The organism is Vibrio sp. SCSIO 43086 (genome assembly GCF_051132235.1).
In the GTDB taxonomy this organism is placed as follows: Bacteria; Pseudomonadota; Gammaproteobacteria; order Enterobacterales; family Vibrionaceae; genus Vibrio; species Vibrio diabolicus.
In genome coordinates this window covers 1,992,684-2,007,536 of sequence record NZ_CP072677.1, presented here as the reverse complement: position 1 = coordinate 2,007,536, position 14,853 = coordinate 1,992,684, and the positions used below count along the sequence as shown (strand labels likewise).

Sequence of the window (14,853 nt, the reverse complement as noted above, 5' to 3'; positions counted from 1 at the left end):
GAGTGCTAACAAAGCATTTAAGAGTGATTCCCAACGCATGGCATTTTTCATTCAATCGTTGAGTTTTGTGTTTACGGTGGCTTGGTTAAGTTTCGTGGTAGCGTTGCTCACACCTTAATGCGGCGTTAGTCGCCAGAAAAAGCTTGAAGTCAAAATCATGTTTCTAAGCTCAAAATTTAGCAGCTGTTTACTTGGTACATCGATTAATCGTCGATCATCAGAGCTTAGTTCTAGCTGTTTTAAGTCCAAAGTTTTGCAAGTGTCCAAGCGGTTGTTTTGTTCTTTGATGCTGACAGAGCAGGGCAATCGAGAGTCTGTTTTTGGTTGCAAATCCGCTCGGTGAGTTTGTTGGGTACAAAAGCAGATTTACTCGCTGAAATGACGTTTTCTCTGGTGTGGTAAGTTCCACGTGGTTTCAGTGACTTTGTTGAAAGTCCGCACTGTGAGATTGGCTTTCCAAAAGCGCTTTTTGGTGTTGTCAGTCCGTTTTCTGCGGCGTTGGTTGTTCCAAGTGGTTTCATTGAGTAGCCGCTTTGAGACTACGCCTGACTTAAATGCATCAAAGCACATAAAGTTTGTTGTTCGCAAAGTTTAGTTCGGCTTAAAATTGTCGCTCGGTGCCTCGCGACTAACAAACTGCTCAAGAGGGATTCGCAACGCGTGGCATTTTCACTATGCGTTGAATTTAGTGATTAAGGTGGTTTGCGGCGGCTTCGGTATTGCGTTGCTCACCCCTTAGCAGGGCGTTAGGCTTTAAAGGTAAACTAAAGTTTGCTTACATCTTCAAAAAATAAACTTTCTAATTGTTGTAGTGTGTGTGGTGGCATATTGCTATAACTTTTAGGAGTGAACATGAACGAAGCTGAAATTCGAAGAGCAATTCAAAATAAGTTAATAGTAGAATTTACTTATAGTAACCGTCTGCGAGTCGTAGAACCTCATGTTTTAGGGGTGTGTAACGGAAGTAAGCAGATATTAGGCTATCAAGTTGCAGGGCAAAGTAGTTCCGGTGGCTTACCAGAGTGGCGTAGATTTGATCTTGCTCGCATGAGCAACTTTAGGGTTACTAATGAAACCTTCTCTGGTCGAAGACCGTTCCCGTCAGGTCAACATAGTCCGTGGGACCAAGAGTTAGAAATAGTACCAGCCTAACAAGCTGTTTAAGAGGGATTCGCAACGCGTGGCATTTTTGCTATGCGTTGCGTTTTGTGTTTATGGCGGTTTGCGGGAGCTTCGGCATTGCGTCGCTCACCCCTTAACAGGGCGTTAGCCCTATCAGAGGAAAATAATGAAATCTGCAGTATTAGTTATTGATGTTCAGTCGATTCTGTTCGACCCGGAACCTCAACCATTTGAATCGCAAATCGTACTCAACAAAATTAATGAGGTTACGAAATTTGCGCGCGCTAAGTCTGTCCCAGTTATCTTTGTCCAGCACGAGCAGCCTAAATCTGTTATTGAATACGAAAGCGCTGGTTGGGCATTGCAGTCGAGCTTAATTACACAAATTGGTGACCATTTCGTTCGCAAAACAACACCAGACTCGTTCTTGAATACTAATCTTCAACGTGTCTTGAATGAACTCGATGTAGATAGCTTAATTGTGTGTGGCTACGCCTCAGAGTTTTGCGTTGATACCACCATTCGTAGAGCAGCAGGTTTAGGTTATCCAGTAACTTTGGTTTCGGATGCTCATACAACTCATGATAAGGAACACGCCAGTGGGGCTCAAATTCGAGAGCACCACAATGCCACGTTACCTAATATTTCGAGTTTCGGTGTCAAAATCGAAGCGGTAGAGGCACGCAACCTTTGGGCATAGGGCTAACAAGCAATTTAAGAGTGATTCAGCACGCTTGGCATTTTTAGTTTGGGTTAAGTTCGGTGATTACGGTGGTTAAATTGAGTGTCGTGGTCGCGTGCTTCACACCTTAATTAGGCGTTATGCAACCAAGCCTTGAAATCAGTCAGATAGCCCATATTTAAAGTAGTGGTATATGAATATATGAGGGCAGTGCCATGAGAGACAGATATGCAAAAGTGAGACGAGCTTATGCTTTGTTCGTTGAACGACACGGTGATCATGTAACACTTGATGACATTATTAACGCAACGGGTTGGTCGGTAGCAAGTGTTCGTACTTATTATAACAAGAAATGGGCTGGCTATATTCTAGAACAGATAGAACCGGCAGTATTTGAAGTATGCATGCCCTTTGGTATGTCTGAGAGTGAATTTGTAAACCATCACTCTCAAGTAGATGATGAGATTAAGTTCTAATTAGTTTCGCTATCAAAAAATTGCATAACAATCTGTTTAAGAGTGATTCGCAACGCTTGGCATTTTTGCTATGCGTTGCGTTTTGTGTTTAAGGTGGTATGCGGCTGCACCGGTATTGCGTTGCTCACACCTTAACAGGGCGTTATAGCGCATAAACAAACAGATACAATGTGTCTGAAAAACAATATGAGAAAATAAAAATGAAAAAAATTATAGTGTTGTCTTTAGCTTCTCTTACACTAGTTGGTTGTGGGTCTCCCAGATATATGGGCACCCCTGTTCCTGAGACTAATATTAAGTCGGAAATAGTTGTTGTTAAAGATAATGAAACTCGCTCTGGGTTCCAAAATACAATTGAGTCTTGGCTACAAGAACATAACTATTCTTATGTTGTCGTACCTGATAATTCTAAGCACGACCTGAACAAATTGACTCTTGAATATGAAGGTCACTGGGGGTGGGATCTGGCGTTATATTTGAAAAACGCGGAGATAACAGCTTATCAAGGCGGGCAAAGAGTTGGGGAAGTGAAATTTAAAGTTCCTTATACCGCTAATCCTAATAAATTTGGTGATGCAAGTAAGAGAATTGGTTTTATGATGGACACGCTTTTTGGCCAAATGACACCAGAACAAGCAACTCAAGCAGCAAACGCGTCTTCATCAACTACGCCAAACTAGCGCTATAACAAACTGTTTAAGAGTGATTCGCAACGCGTGGCATTTTTACTATGCGTTGCGTTTAGTGATTAAGGTTGTATGCGGCGACTTCGGTATTGCGTTGCTCACACCTTAACAGGGCGTTAGCATGCGGGAGTAATATGAAGAAAATTCTCATCATCGGTAATTCTGGCTCAGGCAAGAGTTGGTTGTCGAAACAGTTATCCCGAAAACTTCAGTTGCAAGAAGTTAACTTGGACTCGATTGTATGGGAGCAAGGTGGCTTTAATCAAAAACGCTCCACCGGAGCAATCGAAAATGAAATTGCTAGTATAAAGTCTCAATGCAACTGGGTAGTTGAGGGAGTATTTGGTGCTTTAGCCGAACAGCTTATTTTTTCTGCTGACATGCTGTTGTTTTTGGATTTGGAATGGTCTGAATGTGAAAGTTCTCTTTATGCTCGTGGTTCGGAGAGCTCGAAGCAACTTAATGAGGAACAGGCGGAGAAGAATTTTCGTGAATTATTAAAATGGGCTTCTGAATACTCAGTTCGCGAATCCAAAAGTTCAAGGCAGTTCCATCTGCAATTGTTCAGAGATTTTTATGGTACTAAAGTACGTTTCACTACACGCTCTCAAGTGAATGAGTTTGTAGCGGAAGCAACATGCTAACAAACAGTTCAAGAGGGATTCAGCACGCGTGGCATTTTTGGTATGCGTTGGTTTCGGTGTTGAAGTGCAATGCGGTGGCTTGGTCATTGCGTGCTTCACCCCTTAACTGGGCGTTAGTACGGGTTTGACATCAAAGGTCATAAGTTTTGGTGTTTATCTGTTTTGGCGCTCGTCTTTACACCTTTCAGTTTGTACCTTTCACGTTCTTTCCGGTGGCACTATATGCGGAGTGTTCGCTTTGATTTCACCGTTTACGGCTTCTAACTCTTAGCCTATTTCTTTGGCGCTTTTTCATTTTCGTGGTGTTTTTTGAGAGAGCCTTGATTACTTTTGGTGTGGCTGTTGAAGTACGAGGAAAGAATCCTTTTTTAAGTTAAAGCCAGTGAAAGTAGGGCAGTTCAGTGCATTTTTCTTCTAGCCAACTTTCGTCTTTCAATCGGGGTAAAGTTTTGTAGCTGCCCGTCTCACTTCAGTGTTCAAAGCCTTTCATATCATGCCACTTTTCAATATCTTGGAACGTATAAATAGAAGTAGCGCATGTACTAACAAATTGCTTAAGAGTGATTCGTAACGCGTGGCATTTTTACTTTGCGGTGGCTTATGGTGATTAAAGCGCTGTGCGGTAGCTTTTGTATTGCGTTACTCACACCTTAGCAAGGCGTTATAAAATCAAGATTGAGATTCGTGTCTGAAAAGTGAATATAAATATGATTTTATTGTTATGTAATTTGTATCATATTCATTTTGGTGAAGGGGATAAGACATGAACGGCATACCTGTTCTGAATAAGTCAGCGGATAGAAAGTTAAGCATTATTGATGACACACCTGCAATATTTACTATCGCTGATAGCGAGAGCGCAGTTGGTAGAAAGCCATTGTATGAAATAGATAGCTTTAGTGAAGTTGGCAAGTGGTGCGGTTTAATAATTCAGCAGTCAAAAAAGCATGGCGTAGACCCGCGTCTAGTAGCAGCAATAATGTATATGGAAACCACTCATGGTTGGTATGATAAAGTTTATCCTTTGAGAAAAACAATATTGCCTATGAATCTACATTATTCATATTGGAAAGACATTGGTGTAACTAAAGAAGCGCTAGGTTGTCCTTACTACAATATTGAGTTCGGGATTATTCTATTATCTAGAATACAGGCACGTATCGAAAATCCGACAATAAGAAAAATAGCTACGATCTATAATTTCTTGGGGGCCGAAGTAGTTAGCGATTACGGTGCACGTGTAGCCAAGTTATATCTAGAGCAGCCATGGAGCCCAGCCAAATGCGCCGTTTAAAACTGCTTGTCGCGTCTATTGTTGTTTCTGGTATTCTTGCTTGCTTTCCCCTGTATGTTGCAGTCAAACATAACTCAATGGGAGAGTTTTGTACTGCCAAGTCTCTAGCTCTAAGCACTTGTAGATATGATTTGGGTTATATCTTTATGGTGTGGGGTAGCTGGTTTTTATTTGTCTTTGTTTGCTTAATTGTGCTCGCTTTTTTAATGCTAGTCGTCAAAAGACTCGTACAAAAACACTGGTAATGATTTATAACAAACTGTTTAAGAGTGATTCGCAACGCGTGGCATTTGTACTATGCGTTGCGTTTTGTGGTTAAGGTGGAATGCAGTGGCTTCGGTATTGCGTTGCTCACACCTTAACAGAGCGTTATGTTTCACACTGATTTATAAGAAATAAAAGGTTTTTGGCGGTTATTTCTTTGGCCCCTTTGGCAATTTGTTCGAGTTGTCTCAGCAATTCAATATTGTCTGCCCAAGTTCATGAATTTCGCAACCGCTTTTATGCTTCAAAGTTCGAGGGTTGCTTCAATTCGAAGTCATGCCTGCGCGTTGAAAATTGGGCTGGCTTAAAGTCGCTTCGGTTCTATTTCCCAATTCGCAAATAGGCAGCGGGGTTTTCGGCAATTCGAGTTTTGTTTTTCGCTGTTTTGAAAGGGATGCCATCACTCGCTAAAAGCTATCAAAGTTGCCTCAATTAAATTTCTGGGAATTACGCGCTTTGTGTTTATCGCTTTTGTCGGTTAATTCCACAATGCCGTGTGACGTGAGTTAAACAATTTCTTATGCAACTCAGTTCTTTGCCATGTGAGCAAGTCAGTTGTGGTAAAACATAACAAAGTGTTTAAGAGGGATTCGTCAACGCATGGCGCTTTCACTTCAAATCAGTTTAAGTGATTAAGGCGGTTATATCCGCTTTGGCGGTAGCGTTGTCTCACCCCTTAACACGGCGTTAGGGCTATCCAGAGATTGGAGTAAAAGATTGAAGACAAATTATATCCTTATTGATTTTGAAAATGTGCAGCCTAAAAACTTATCCTTGCTTGAAGGGCATCCTTTTAAGGTGATAGTTTTTGTTGGTGCAAATCAAACAAAGGTTCCCTTTGATGTTGCGACGGCCATGCAAAATTTAGGTTCTAGTGCTCAATACATCAAAATCGATGGAAATGGACCAAATGCTCTTGATTTCCACATTGCTTATTATATTGGCAGTATATCTGCCGTAGATAAGGATTGTTTCTTTCACATTGTTTCCAAAGATTCGGGTTTTGACCCATTAATCAAACATCTTAAGTCTAAAAAGGTGCTCGCTAATCGCGTAAAAGATGTTTCAGAGATACAAGTGTTGAAAATTTCAAATACTAAATCCGATTCAGAGAGAATAAGTGCAGTAACGGAGTACCTGATAAGCCGAGGTGTTTCGAAGCCGAGAGCAGTTAAAACTCTATCAAACTCAATTCGCCAGTTGTTTATGAAGCAGCTAGAAGAAAAAGAAGTAGACCATTTGGTAGAACTTTTAGTTGAGGCAAAAGTAGTTTCAGTCAATGGGACTAAAGTTAGCTACAACCTACCGAAATAGCCCTAACAAGCAATTTAAGAGTGATTCCCCACGCTTGGCATTTTTGGTTTGGGTTTAGTTTAGTGTTTCCGGTGCCCAAATTGAGTGTCGTGGTAGCGTGGCTCACACCTTAATTGGGCGTTATGTAACAGGAGATAAATTTGACGTTTGAAGAATTTGAAGGTGCTACACTCGAATTAGTGAAAGAAGTTCAAATGTTGTCTATGCATTGGACATTGCTGAAGAAAATGGATGCCGCAATAAGCCTCGAACCACATAAGTTTTCAAAAGGTAATCACTTTTGGGCTATGACATTTAATGCGCACTTAAACTCTGTCAGGGTTATACTATCAAGAATTTATGACACACATAAATCAGTATTATCACTTAAAAACTGGCTCGAAATGGTGGAGTTAACACTTAAAATAGCTAACTACGAAATTGAGCCTGATTGTGATCTAAATAGTTTTATAGAAACGGATAAAAGCGCCTGCTGTGTAAACCATAGTCCGTTGGTTAAGAAATTTATACAACAACTTCGAAATAATGCGATAGCTCACAACAACATGAAGAAAGCTATGGCTGGAGCTAATGTGTTTCAAGATTCGGGCTTACAGGAAAGTGATTACCAAACTCTGGTGACTAACGCACAGAGCATTCTAAATAACTATATTCCTTACATTTTTGGGTATCGTGTATCTTACAGTAGTACTAAAGAAGATGACTTGAACGAAATCCTTTGTGTACTTTAAAGTGTTACATAACAAAGCGTTCAAGAGGGACAGTCAACGCGTGGCGAGTTTAGCTCAAATTTTGGCATCGGTGGTTGCGGCGGTAAATTGAAGTTTGGTGGTAGCGCGTTGCTGCCCCTTAACGCGGCGTTAGGTTTTTCGGAGGTAAAATGCATAAGTTTGTATGGGATACATCAGCAATAGTAAATATTAAAGAATCGAATGATGATGGATATTCACCGGGTAGAAGCCTATTTAAAGATCTTTCTGACGGTTGGATTGATATTGACTATCAAAATATATTTCCAACTCTCGCTGTTTTCGAAGTAAATGCAACGGTCTCAAAGCTCGCTCGCAAAGGAAAACCGGTTCTTAGAGAGTTCTATCTTTTAGATGACCGAGCTCTTATGTACGATGTTGACCAAGAACTAATTCGAAAAGCTAATCAATTATTTACGTTGGATGGCTTTGATAAGTTGTATGGAGCAGATTTGGTTTTTGCATGCATCGCAAAGATTGAAGATGCGTACTTGGTTACAATGGATCGTAAACTTGCCATGCATGCTTCGAAGCATGTAAAAGTCATTGATTTGAATGAGAGTAAATCTTCGCCAGTTTATAGAGCACTCTTTGAGTAAAAACCTAACAAACTGTTCAAGAGGGATTCGCAACGCGTGGCATTTTCACTATGCGTTGGTTTTAGTGTTTAAGGCGGTATGCGGCGGCTTCGGTATTGCGTTGCTCACCCCTTAACAGGGCGTTATGTGCCATCATCAGAATTAGTTTATGAATCAAGAAGAAATAAAACTGGCTGAAAAGTTGCTGGATAAAGGTAACTACAAAGATCTTACGAAATTTTTAGCTCCATTCGTTAAGTCTAAAGATCCAGATGCGATTAACTTAATTTCGTGTTTTAGCTCGCCTAACGAGTCCGAATCTGATTTTCTCAAACGGCACATTAGTCAAAAAGTAGAAGCATCCAGATTAGGTAGTGCAGATGCTTCGTATCGAATGGGGGTAAATTATTTGTATGGTGATGATGTAGAGCGCGACTTAAGCAAATCCTCTTACTACTTTGAGCGAGCAATAAATCAGGGTCACTCATATTCAAAGTTTACTTACGGGTTTAGCCTATATCATGGTACAGGTGGTAAAACTCGAGATGTAAGTCGAGGCTTGCGTCTAATGCAAGAGGCAGCTGAAGATGGTATTGAGTTAGCAGTGAAAGAGTTAGAAACCATTAAGCTAAAAGACACATAACAAAGCGTTTAAGGCAGATTCGCAACGCGTGGCATTTTTAGTTCAAATTGGCTTTTGTGTTTACGGTGCAATGGTTTAGGTTAGGTTGCGGCGTTGCTCACTACTTAACGCGGCGTTAGCACTGGGGCGGCATCAAAGGCTAAAAGTTTCTGTTTTTATTGGTTTCTTTTCCTCGCTTTACACCTGTTCAAATGTGCCTTTCAGGTTCGCTCCGGTGGCACTAGATGTGAAGTTTTCGCTTTGAGTTTATCGTTTACGGTTTCTATCTTTCGGGCTATTTCTCTGGCGTGGTTTCTTTGATTCGGTTGGCTTCTTTCTTAAAATTTGGTTCTTTGTCATGGTTGTTCAAGTCCGATGATCGAATCCTTTGCTAATTTGAAAGCGGTGAAAAAGGGTAATTAAGCATGTTTTTCTTCTAACCAACTTACGTCTTGAGTTTAATTTTCAGTTCGGCAGTTGTCTGGTTGGTTTCAGTGTTTTAAGCCATAAGTTTCGTGCTATATTTCAGTAAGTTGGCGCATGCCAAAAGCTTAAAGGGCAGCGTGCTAACAAACAGTTCAAGTGGGATTCAGCACGCGTGGCATTTTTATTATGCGGTGATCTTGGTGTTGAAGTGCTATGCGGAGGCTTGGTCATTGCGTGCTTCACCCCTTAACTGGGCGTTAGGTGTAGCTAAACTGTGGAGTTAATTTGAAAGACGAGTTGTATAAAAGTCGGAATCATTCGTTGATTTCTTCAACCATAATTTTGCTTGGTTTGGTTTCTGGAGCTAAATTTGAGCATACTGTAAAAATTCAAGCTCTATCGATAGAGTTAACAAGACCTGAGTATTTGTGGTTTTTTATAGTACTGTTTTGGCTCTATTTTACTCATCGATTCTATGTGATTGCCAAAAAGGAATATGGTAGTGAAATCCGTAATTCTTTTTCTCAGGAAGTATCGTCATCAAACCTTGTCCTAGATGTCTTTCCTCCGGCTAATTACTACTCAACCAATGATGTGAAGTGGTTAACTAGAGCTTGGATAGACCAAGCTAATGTAGATTTAAAAGATGTAGGCGATAAGCACTGCAACTATATACGCTACAGGTTCGGTAGAGCATTCGAGTTTCAATACCTACACCCTGACGATGGGTATAAGCATTTTTTAGACAAACGTGATAATAGCTTTGGTGAAAATATATTGTCTGGGAATGTAGGTATACGTGATTTAGGTTACTTAAAGTGTTTGCTTTTTGAACTTCGATTTATAATAAAACAGTGGGGTGTAGAACCGATGATTTCTACATATTATCTGCCGTTATGGCTCGCGGGATTCTCTTGTATTGGGCTTGTAGTGCAAATAACCTCAGTTCTATTAAAAATCTACACCTAACAAACTGTTTAAGAGCGATTCGCAACGCGTGGCATTTTTACCATGCGTTGGTTTTAGTGTTTAAGGTAGTATGCGGGAGCTTCGGTATTGCGTCGCTCACACCTTAACAGGGCGTTAGCCAACTACGAGTTTAGCAATAGGAATACTAATGAAATTCATACGTTCAGGACGGAAACATTATTTGGAGTTTTTGCGAAATTTGACGCCGCAAGTTCTGTTGCTATCATTCGCATTAACAGTTGGCTCTCGACTCAATTTTGGAGTCTTTGACCTTAGTAATTGGCTTCCGACCGCTATCTTTTTTGTCTTGTTAATCGCTTTTCTATCAGCATTTTATGCCAATTGCTGTCAGTTTGTAGCTGGGGTATACGGAGACTTCGGGCGATGGTCAGATAAGATAGGTCGAGCAGCTGCATCAAATGGTAGAGCAGGCCGTAGGCGTATTATGTTTATTATTTGTGCTCTTTGGCGCTATAAGAAAATAGTGTTTTTAGAGGTTATTTTTATCGTGTTCTTTATTCAAATAGCGTTCTCTATAGTAACAGTATCAGCGATACTTGCTGCAACTCGGCAGCTCCAGTTATCTTAGTTAGCTGACATAGTGATTGCTTAGATTGAATGTATTTGGCTAACAAAGCGTTTAAGACAGATTCGCAACGCGTGGCATTTTCAGTTTGATTCAGCTTTAGTGTTTACGGCACAATAGGTTAGGTTCAGTGGTAGTGTTGCTCACTACTTAACGCGGCGTTAGGCAAATGGAGATAGGCGTGAGTTTAAGAATAATTGAAGTCGTAGATTTTCAGTCGTCGTGGGCTGATGATTTTAACCGAGAGAAAGCGCTAATCTGTAATGCGTTAAGTCAAGAAAATGTGGTGGGAGTTCACCATATCGGTAGCACTTCAGTTGAAGGTCTATGTGCGAAACCTATTATAGATATTCTACTTGAAGTTAAATGTCTCAGTGAGCTGGATGAGCAAAGTTGCTTGATGGAATCGCTAGGTTATCTTGCTAAAGGTGAGTTTGGTATCCCGGGTAGGCGCTACTTTCAAAAAGGTGGGGTTCAACGAACTCATCAAGTCCACGCCTTTCTAACAGGTTCACATGAAGCGCAAAGACACATCGCTTTTAAAGAGTATCTTATCGCTTTTCCTGAAGTGGCCGATGAGTATGGTGTGTTAAAGAAAACGGGAGCAGCAATCTGCAACAATGACATAGATGTATATTGCCGCCATAAAGACAGCTTTATTAAAGAGCATGAGGCTAAGGCTCTCAACTGGAAATTTGCCTAACAAAGCGTTCAAGAGGGACTTGGCACGCGTGGCATTTTCAATTTGCGTTGTGTTTAGTGGTTAAGGTGTTATGCGGTCACTTTTGTATTGCGTGCCTGCGCCCCTTAACGCGGCGTTATGAGGCGTCGCTATTTAGCTTAGAGATTTATGATGAAAAAAGGACTAATTAATCTATTACTTCTGCTTCTAGTTGGTTGCTCAGCAAAAGTTGATAAGCTGAGTTACTTGAAAATATGGGATGATAAATGGCAAGAATGTGACAAAATTGGTAAACAAACAGTATTAGATTTCCCTAAATCTGAATGGTTTGAAAGCTTGAGCATTGACGATAAGAGAAAAGTCTTCCTATACATTAATTTTCTTAAGGAATATGAGTGCACTCAAGCTGAAGCTAGTAATCTCAAAACTGTATTAGATGAGGCAGACATCACCACTTTAAATGGAATCTTAAAAGGCTTTGTCTATTTTGAAAAACCAAGTGATTCAAAAATTCAGCATTTAGACCTGCGGCAAGTTGAAGTTTTGTCTAGTGAAATTAGTGGCCCTTTTAATGTTTTAGCTACGGCGGAAAAAATGGGACTAGTTGAACATCAGTGAGAGCGCACCTCATAACAAACTGTTCAAGAGGGATTCGCAACGCGTGGCATTTTCACTATGCGTTGGTTTTAATATTTAAGGTGGTATGCAGCGGCTTAAGTATTGCGTTGCTCACCCCTTAACAGGGCGTTATGTGTTTTAGGTGAGATGGAGAATATTAATTGGTTAATCTTGTGCTAGGTGTATTGTTAGGTTTTTGTCTAACAATTTGGTACGTCGCGATCGATTTGAGATTTGGTTTTGACTCAAATGTTTCGATTAATGTCGTCATTGCAATTGCTACTGTTATAGCGACAGCGATTCACTTTGATTCCCAGCGTAAACAGAGAAAAGACCGTATATGGGACATGAACAAAAATGTTCTATTAGATCTTGCTCATGCTTTATCTGAAGTTATAGAGGCAACTGAAGATGAGATTCATAACATACACTGTCAACTAGAGGGTGATGAGCAGATAGAAGTAAAGCCTTATGTCTTTAAGAATATCAAAGAAAAAGTAGATTATGCTTTGTCCGTATATAAACCATTAATGGATTGCCGGTTGATTGAACTAATTCAACACTATAGTGAGCATGACAAAAAAATCACGTATCAAGTGAACTTTGAAGACTTAGAGCATTTAGACGCCTATGAATCAATGTTGGTAGAACATAAAAAATTATATGCAGAGCTCATCAGATTTATGGGTAAAGTTAGTGGTGTAAAAAACACATAACAAATTGTTCAAGAGTGATTCGGCACGCGTGGCATTTTTACTATGCGTTGGTTTTAGTGGTTAGGGTGGTATGCGGAAGCTTCGGTATTGCATGCCTCACACCTTAACAAGGCGTTAGCACTGGGTTGGCATCAAAGGTTAAAAGTTTCTGTGTTTATTGGTTTCTTTTCCTAGCTTTACACCTGATCAAATGTGCCTTTAAAGTTCGCTCCGGTGGCACTAGATGCGAAGTTTTCGTTTTGAGTTCATCGTTTACGGTTTCTAACTTTTGGGTTATTTCTCTGGTGTGGTTTCTTTAGCGCTGAGATATTTGGGCGAAAACTAAGCTTCTCAGAAGCTGCTGTTAAAGTCCCGAAGCTCGAATCCTTTGCTAATTTGAAAGCGGTGAAAAAGGGCAATTTGGCATATTTTTCTTCTATCCAACTTGCATCTTGAAGTTAGCTTTTGGTTTGGCAGCTGTCCGTTTGGTTTCAGTGTTTTTAGTCATAAGTTTCGTGCTATATTTCAATATCTTGGCGTGTGCCAAAGGCTTTAAGGGCAGCGTACTAACAAACAGTTCAAGTGGGATTCAGCACGCGTGGCATTTTTTGTATGCGGTTGGTTTAGTGTTGAAGTGCCATGCAGTAACATCGGTATTGCGTGCTTCACCCCTTAACTGGGCGTTATATGCCAATTCGCTTGGCGTATTCTGATTTACTAAACTAGACTTAATTAGTCTAATTTAGTTTTTTTTGGAGTCGTTATGTTAGAGCAACTTAAATCAGAACTCGAGGATATTGCTTTTATGCTCGGCGAAGATGCGCACAGGAAAGAAATACACTCTAAAGTGATCAAATGTTTGCTGTTGGTTGAGGGGATTAACGCAAATAGCGCAAATGAGGTGAGTGATGTTGATGAGATAAATAAAGTATCTCGCCGGTTGCGTATGTGGGCAAAGCCAGAAAGGCAGGCACAGTATAACTCTCAAATTCTAAATGCGTTCCTTGCATTATCTAGCTCTGGAGTTTCAGAAATAACTGAACAACACCTCAGTGATAAGCTAGGTAATCCTGAATGGTTTAGCTCTAACTATGTTCAAATGAAAGCTAAGTCAGATAAGAACCATGGTAAGGTTTTCGACACATCATCGGGCTACATCAGAATTTGGGAACCTGTTCGCTCTGCTGTCGATGAGTATGGTCGCAAAGTCTTCAACACAGGCATATAACAATCTGTTTAAGAGTGATTCGCAACGCTTGGCATTTTTGCTATGCGTTACGTTTAGTGTTTAAGGTGGTATGCGGGAGCTTTTGTATTGCGTTGCTCACACCTTAACAGGGCGTTAGGGCTCTCCATAACGTGAATGTTTGTCACACTTCAGTATTAATTCGCTATTTCAAGTATATGCATCTTGTATTATTGCCTTATCTTTGATTCCAATGAGTAGATGGTATGGAAAGCGCTGATAAGTTAGAGATGCATTACTATTTTAATGATGGCAGTCATTCAATGGATGCTGTCGTCAGAAACAAATGTGAGGCAGAAATACTAGCTATACTGCTTGAAGCTGCTGAGATACTCAAAATCGATATAGACGTTAACGCGGAAGTCTATCAAGAGGGGGGACTAAGAGACTTCTGGCGTGTCTTAGGTAGCAATAATAATCAAGTAACTATTCTTCTCATGATTGTAACGGTCGTGCTATCAAGGATTCCCGTCTCTGACCCAGAAATTGATGCTTTAGAAAAAGAAATTAAGCAACTAACAATCAAAGAAAAGAAACTCAACATAGAAAAATTAAAACTAGAGCTGAAAGAAAAGACGGTGCAACAAATCGGTGAAGAAACAATTGGCAAAGCTGCTCGTCACGTTGACAAGAGTCTAAAAATCGTCAAACGTCGTTCTAATTTATATACTCACTTATCTTCCTACCATAAAGTCACGCATGTTGGCATAAATGCAGTGTCTCCTAGCTTTGAATCTTTCGTTGATGAAAGAATCATCGAAAGGACTAGTTTTAAAAACTTCATTTTGTCCTCTAATAAGCTCAAGTCTGATATTGATGAAGAAGCTGTTATCGAAATTGTATCGCCAGTTTTACGAGAAGGACGGTACAAATGGAAAGGCATATACGAAGACAAACCGATCTCGTTTGATATGCATGATGCAGATTTTAAAGAAGAAGTATTACTTGAAAAAGTTGGTTTTAAGCATGGCTCTACGATTACGTGTGTATTGCGTATCGCGCGCGAACTGGATGAGGTTGGCGAAATTAAAACTACTGGATATTCTGTAGCTACAGTAATTGAAATAACAGAAGGTACAGAGACCAAAGCTACTAAGCAAGGTCACCGTTACTTACACGCTAAGAAAATGCGAGATTCTCAAGGCGATCTATTTGCGTCCTAGCCCTAACAAACTGTTTAAGAGTGATTCGCAACGCGTG

The 14,853-nt window shown here is 40.3% G+C and carries 17 protein-coding genes and 1 pseudogene; 17 read left to right on the top strand and 1 reads right to left on the bottom strand.

The features are described from left to right. Positions 1 to 217: 217 nt before the first annotated feature. Positions 218 to 521 (bottom strand): annotated as a pseudogene (locus J8Z23_RS09490) (hypothetical protein). 331 nt (positions 522 to 852) lie between these two features. Between J8Z23_RS09490 and J8Z23_RS09485 the strand changes: the two are divergent. The 17 genes from J8Z23_RS09485 (at position 853) to J8Z23_RS09405 (ending at position 14,816) form a co-directional block, all read left to right on the top strand. Next, on the top strand, positions 853 to 1,152 hold the full coding sequence (locus tag J8Z23_RS09485) for a WYL domain-containing protein (protein ID WP_069499778.1): 300 nt from the start codon (positions 853 to 855) through the stop codon (positions 1,150 to 1,152). A gap of 136 nt (positions 1,153 to 1,288) precedes the next feature. Further along, positions 1,289 to 1,822, top strand: a complete 534-nt coding sequence (locus J8Z23_RS09480) for a cysteine hydrolase family protein (RefSeq protein ID WP_140128291.1) — start codon at positions 1,289 to 1,291, stop codon at positions 1,820 to 1,822. Positions 1,823 to 2,019: 197 nt separating this feature from the next. Then, entirely contained in the window at positions 2,020 to 2,280 is a 261-nt protein-coding gene (locus J8Z23_RS09475; RefSeq protein ID WP_434633164.1) for a hypothetical protein, read from the top strand. Positions 2,281 to 2,480: 200 nt separating this feature from the next. Beyond that, the gene (locus J8Z23_RS09470; protein ID WP_017449622.1) at positions 2,481 to 2,960 is read left to right on the top strand and encodes an Sbal_3080 family lipoprotein; all 480 of its coding nucleotides are present in this window, start codon (positions 2,481 to 2,483) and stop codon (positions 2,958 to 2,960) included. 140 nt (positions 2,961 to 3,100) lie between these two features. Next, a complete protein-coding gene (locus J8Z23_RS09465; RefSeq protein WP_434633162.1) occupies positions 3,101 to 3,610 on the top strand; it encodes an AAA family ATPase in 510 nt (169 codons plus the stop codon). Between the two features lie 763 nt (positions 3,611 to 4,373). After that, positions 4,374 to 4,904 carry a hypothetical protein gene (locus tag J8Z23_RS09460; protein WP_025630337.1) on the top strand — a complete coding sequence of 177 codons (531 nt, stop codon included), beginning with the start codon at positions 4,374 to 4,376 and terminating at the stop codon, positions 4,902 to 4,904. A gap of 981 nt (positions 4,905 to 5,885) precedes the next feature. Then, positions 5,886 to 6,482, top strand: coding sequence for a PIN domain-containing protein (locus tag J8Z23_RS09455; protein ID WP_050933640.1), 597 nt, complete (start codon positions 5,886 to 5,888; stop codon positions 6,480 to 6,482). Between the two features lie 140 nt (positions 6,483 to 6,622). Then, positions 6,623 to 7,213 carry a hypothetical protein gene (locus tag J8Z23_RS09450; RefSeq protein WP_434633159.1) on the top strand — a complete coding sequence of 197 codons (591 nt, stop codon included), beginning with the start codon at positions 6,623 to 6,625 and terminating at the stop codon, positions 7,211 to 7,213. Positions 7,214 to 7,362: 149 nt separating this feature from the next. Further along, positions 7,363 to 7,830: a hypothetical protein gene (locus J8Z23_RS09445; protein WP_049535828.1), complete on the top strand. Its 468-nt coding sequence runs from the start codon at positions 7,363 to 7,365 to the stop codon at positions 7,828 to 7,830. Between the two features lie 148 nt (positions 7,831 to 7,978). Beyond that, positions 7,979 to 8,452: a tetratricopeptide repeat protein gene (locus J8Z23_RS09440; RefSeq protein ID WP_434633156.1), complete on the top strand. Its 474-nt coding sequence runs from the start codon at positions 7,979 to 7,981 to the stop codon at positions 8,450 to 8,452. A gap of 690 nt (positions 8,453 to 9,142) precedes the next feature. Next, positions 9,143 to 9,826, top strand: a complete 684-nt coding sequence (locus tag J8Z23_RS09435; protein ID WP_140268992.1) for a hypothetical protein — start codon at positions 9,143 to 9,145, stop codon at positions 9,824 to 9,826. Between the two features lie 148 nt (positions 9,827 to 9,974). Then, on the top strand, positions 9,975 to 10,415 hold the full coding sequence (locus tag J8Z23_RS09430; RefSeq protein WP_065780695.1) for a hypothetical protein: 441 nt from the start codon (positions 9,975 to 9,977) through the stop codon (positions 10,413 to 10,415). A gap of 178 nt (positions 10,416 to 10,593) precedes the next feature. Continuing rightward, on the top strand, positions 10,594 to 11,115 hold the full coding sequence (locus tag J8Z23_RS09425; protein WP_109170467.1) for a GrpB family protein: 522 nt from the start codon (positions 10,594 to 10,596) through the stop codon (positions 11,113 to 11,115). A gap of 147 nt (positions 11,116 to 11,262) precedes the next feature. Next, positions 11,263 to 11,712, top strand: a complete 450-nt coding sequence (locus tag J8Z23_RS09420) for a hypothetical protein (RefSeq protein ID WP_434633153.1) — start codon at positions 11,263 to 11,265, stop codon at positions 11,710 to 11,712. Between the two features lie 161 nt (positions 11,713 to 11,873). After that, entirely contained in the window at positions 11,874 to 12,428 is a 555-nt protein-coding gene (locus J8Z23_RS09415; RefSeq protein WP_025527438.1) for a hypothetical protein, read from the top strand. 742 nt (positions 12,429 to 13,170) lie between these two features. Next, on the top strand, positions 13,171 to 13,635 hold the full coding sequence (locus J8Z23_RS09410; RefSeq protein ID WP_434633151.1) for a hypothetical protein: 465 nt from the start codon (positions 13,171 to 13,173) through the stop codon (positions 13,633 to 13,635). 224 nt (positions 13,636 to 13,859) lie between these two features. Beyond that, positions 13,860 to 14,816, top strand: coding sequence for a hypothetical protein (locus J8Z23_RS09405; RefSeq protein ID WP_434633149.1), 957 nt, complete (start codon positions 13,860 to 13,862; stop codon positions 14,814 to 14,816). Positions 14,817 to 14,853 lie beyond the last annotated feature (37 nt).

What these genes read in the sequence shown, in the direction of transcription:
- J8Z23_RS09405 (WP_434633149.1), top strand. Translation starts at nt 13,860, where the DNA reads ATGGAAAGCGCTGATAAGTTAGAGATGCATTACTATTTTAATGATGGC.
- J8Z23_RS09445 (WP_049535828.1), top strand. Translation starts at nt 7,363, where the DNA reads ATGCATAAGTTTGTATGGGATACATCAGCAATAGTAAATATTAAAGAA.
- J8Z23_RS09420 (WP_434633153.1), top strand. Translation starts at nt 11,263, where the DNA reads ATGATGAAAAAAGGACTAATTAATCTATTACTTCTGCTTCTAGTTGGT.
- J8Z23_RS09485 (WP_069499778.1), top strand. Translation starts at nt 853, where the DNA reads ATGAACGAAGCTGAAATTCGAAGAGCAATTCAAAATAAGTTAATAGTA.
- J8Z23_RS09460 (WP_025630337.1), top strand. Translation starts at nt 4,374, where the DNA reads ATGAACGGCATACCTGTTCTGAATAAGTCAGCGGATAGAAAGTTAAGC.
- J8Z23_RS09440 (WP_434633156.1), top strand. Translation starts at nt 7,979, where the DNA reads ATGAATCAAGAAGAAATAAAACTGGCTGAAAAGTTGCTGGATAAAGGT.
- J8Z23_RS09480 (WP_140128291.1), top strand. Translation starts at nt 1,289, where the DNA reads ATGAAATCTGCAGTATTAGTTATTGATGTTCAGTCGATTCTGTTCGAC.
- J8Z23_RS09470 (WP_017449622.1), top strand. Translation starts at nt 2,481, where the DNA reads ATGAAAAAAATTATAGTGTTGTCTTTAGCTTCTCTTACACTAGTTGGT.
- J8Z23_RS09410 (WP_434633151.1), top strand. Translation starts at nt 13,171, where the DNA reads ATGTTAGAGCAACTTAAATCAGAACTCGAGGATATTGCTTTTATGCTC.
- J8Z23_RS09475 (WP_434633164.1), top strand. Translation starts at nt 2,020, where the DNA reads ATGAGAGACAGATATGCAAAAGTGAGACGAGCTTATGCTTTGTTCGTT.
- J8Z23_RS09430 (WP_065780695.1), top strand. Translation starts at nt 9,975, where the DNA reads ATGAAATTCATACGTTCAGGACGGAAACATTATTTGGAGTTTTTGCGA.
- J8Z23_RS09465 (WP_434633162.1), top strand. Translation starts at nt 3,101, where the DNA reads ATGAAGAAAATTCTCATCATCGGTAATTCTGGCTCAGGCAAGAGTTGG.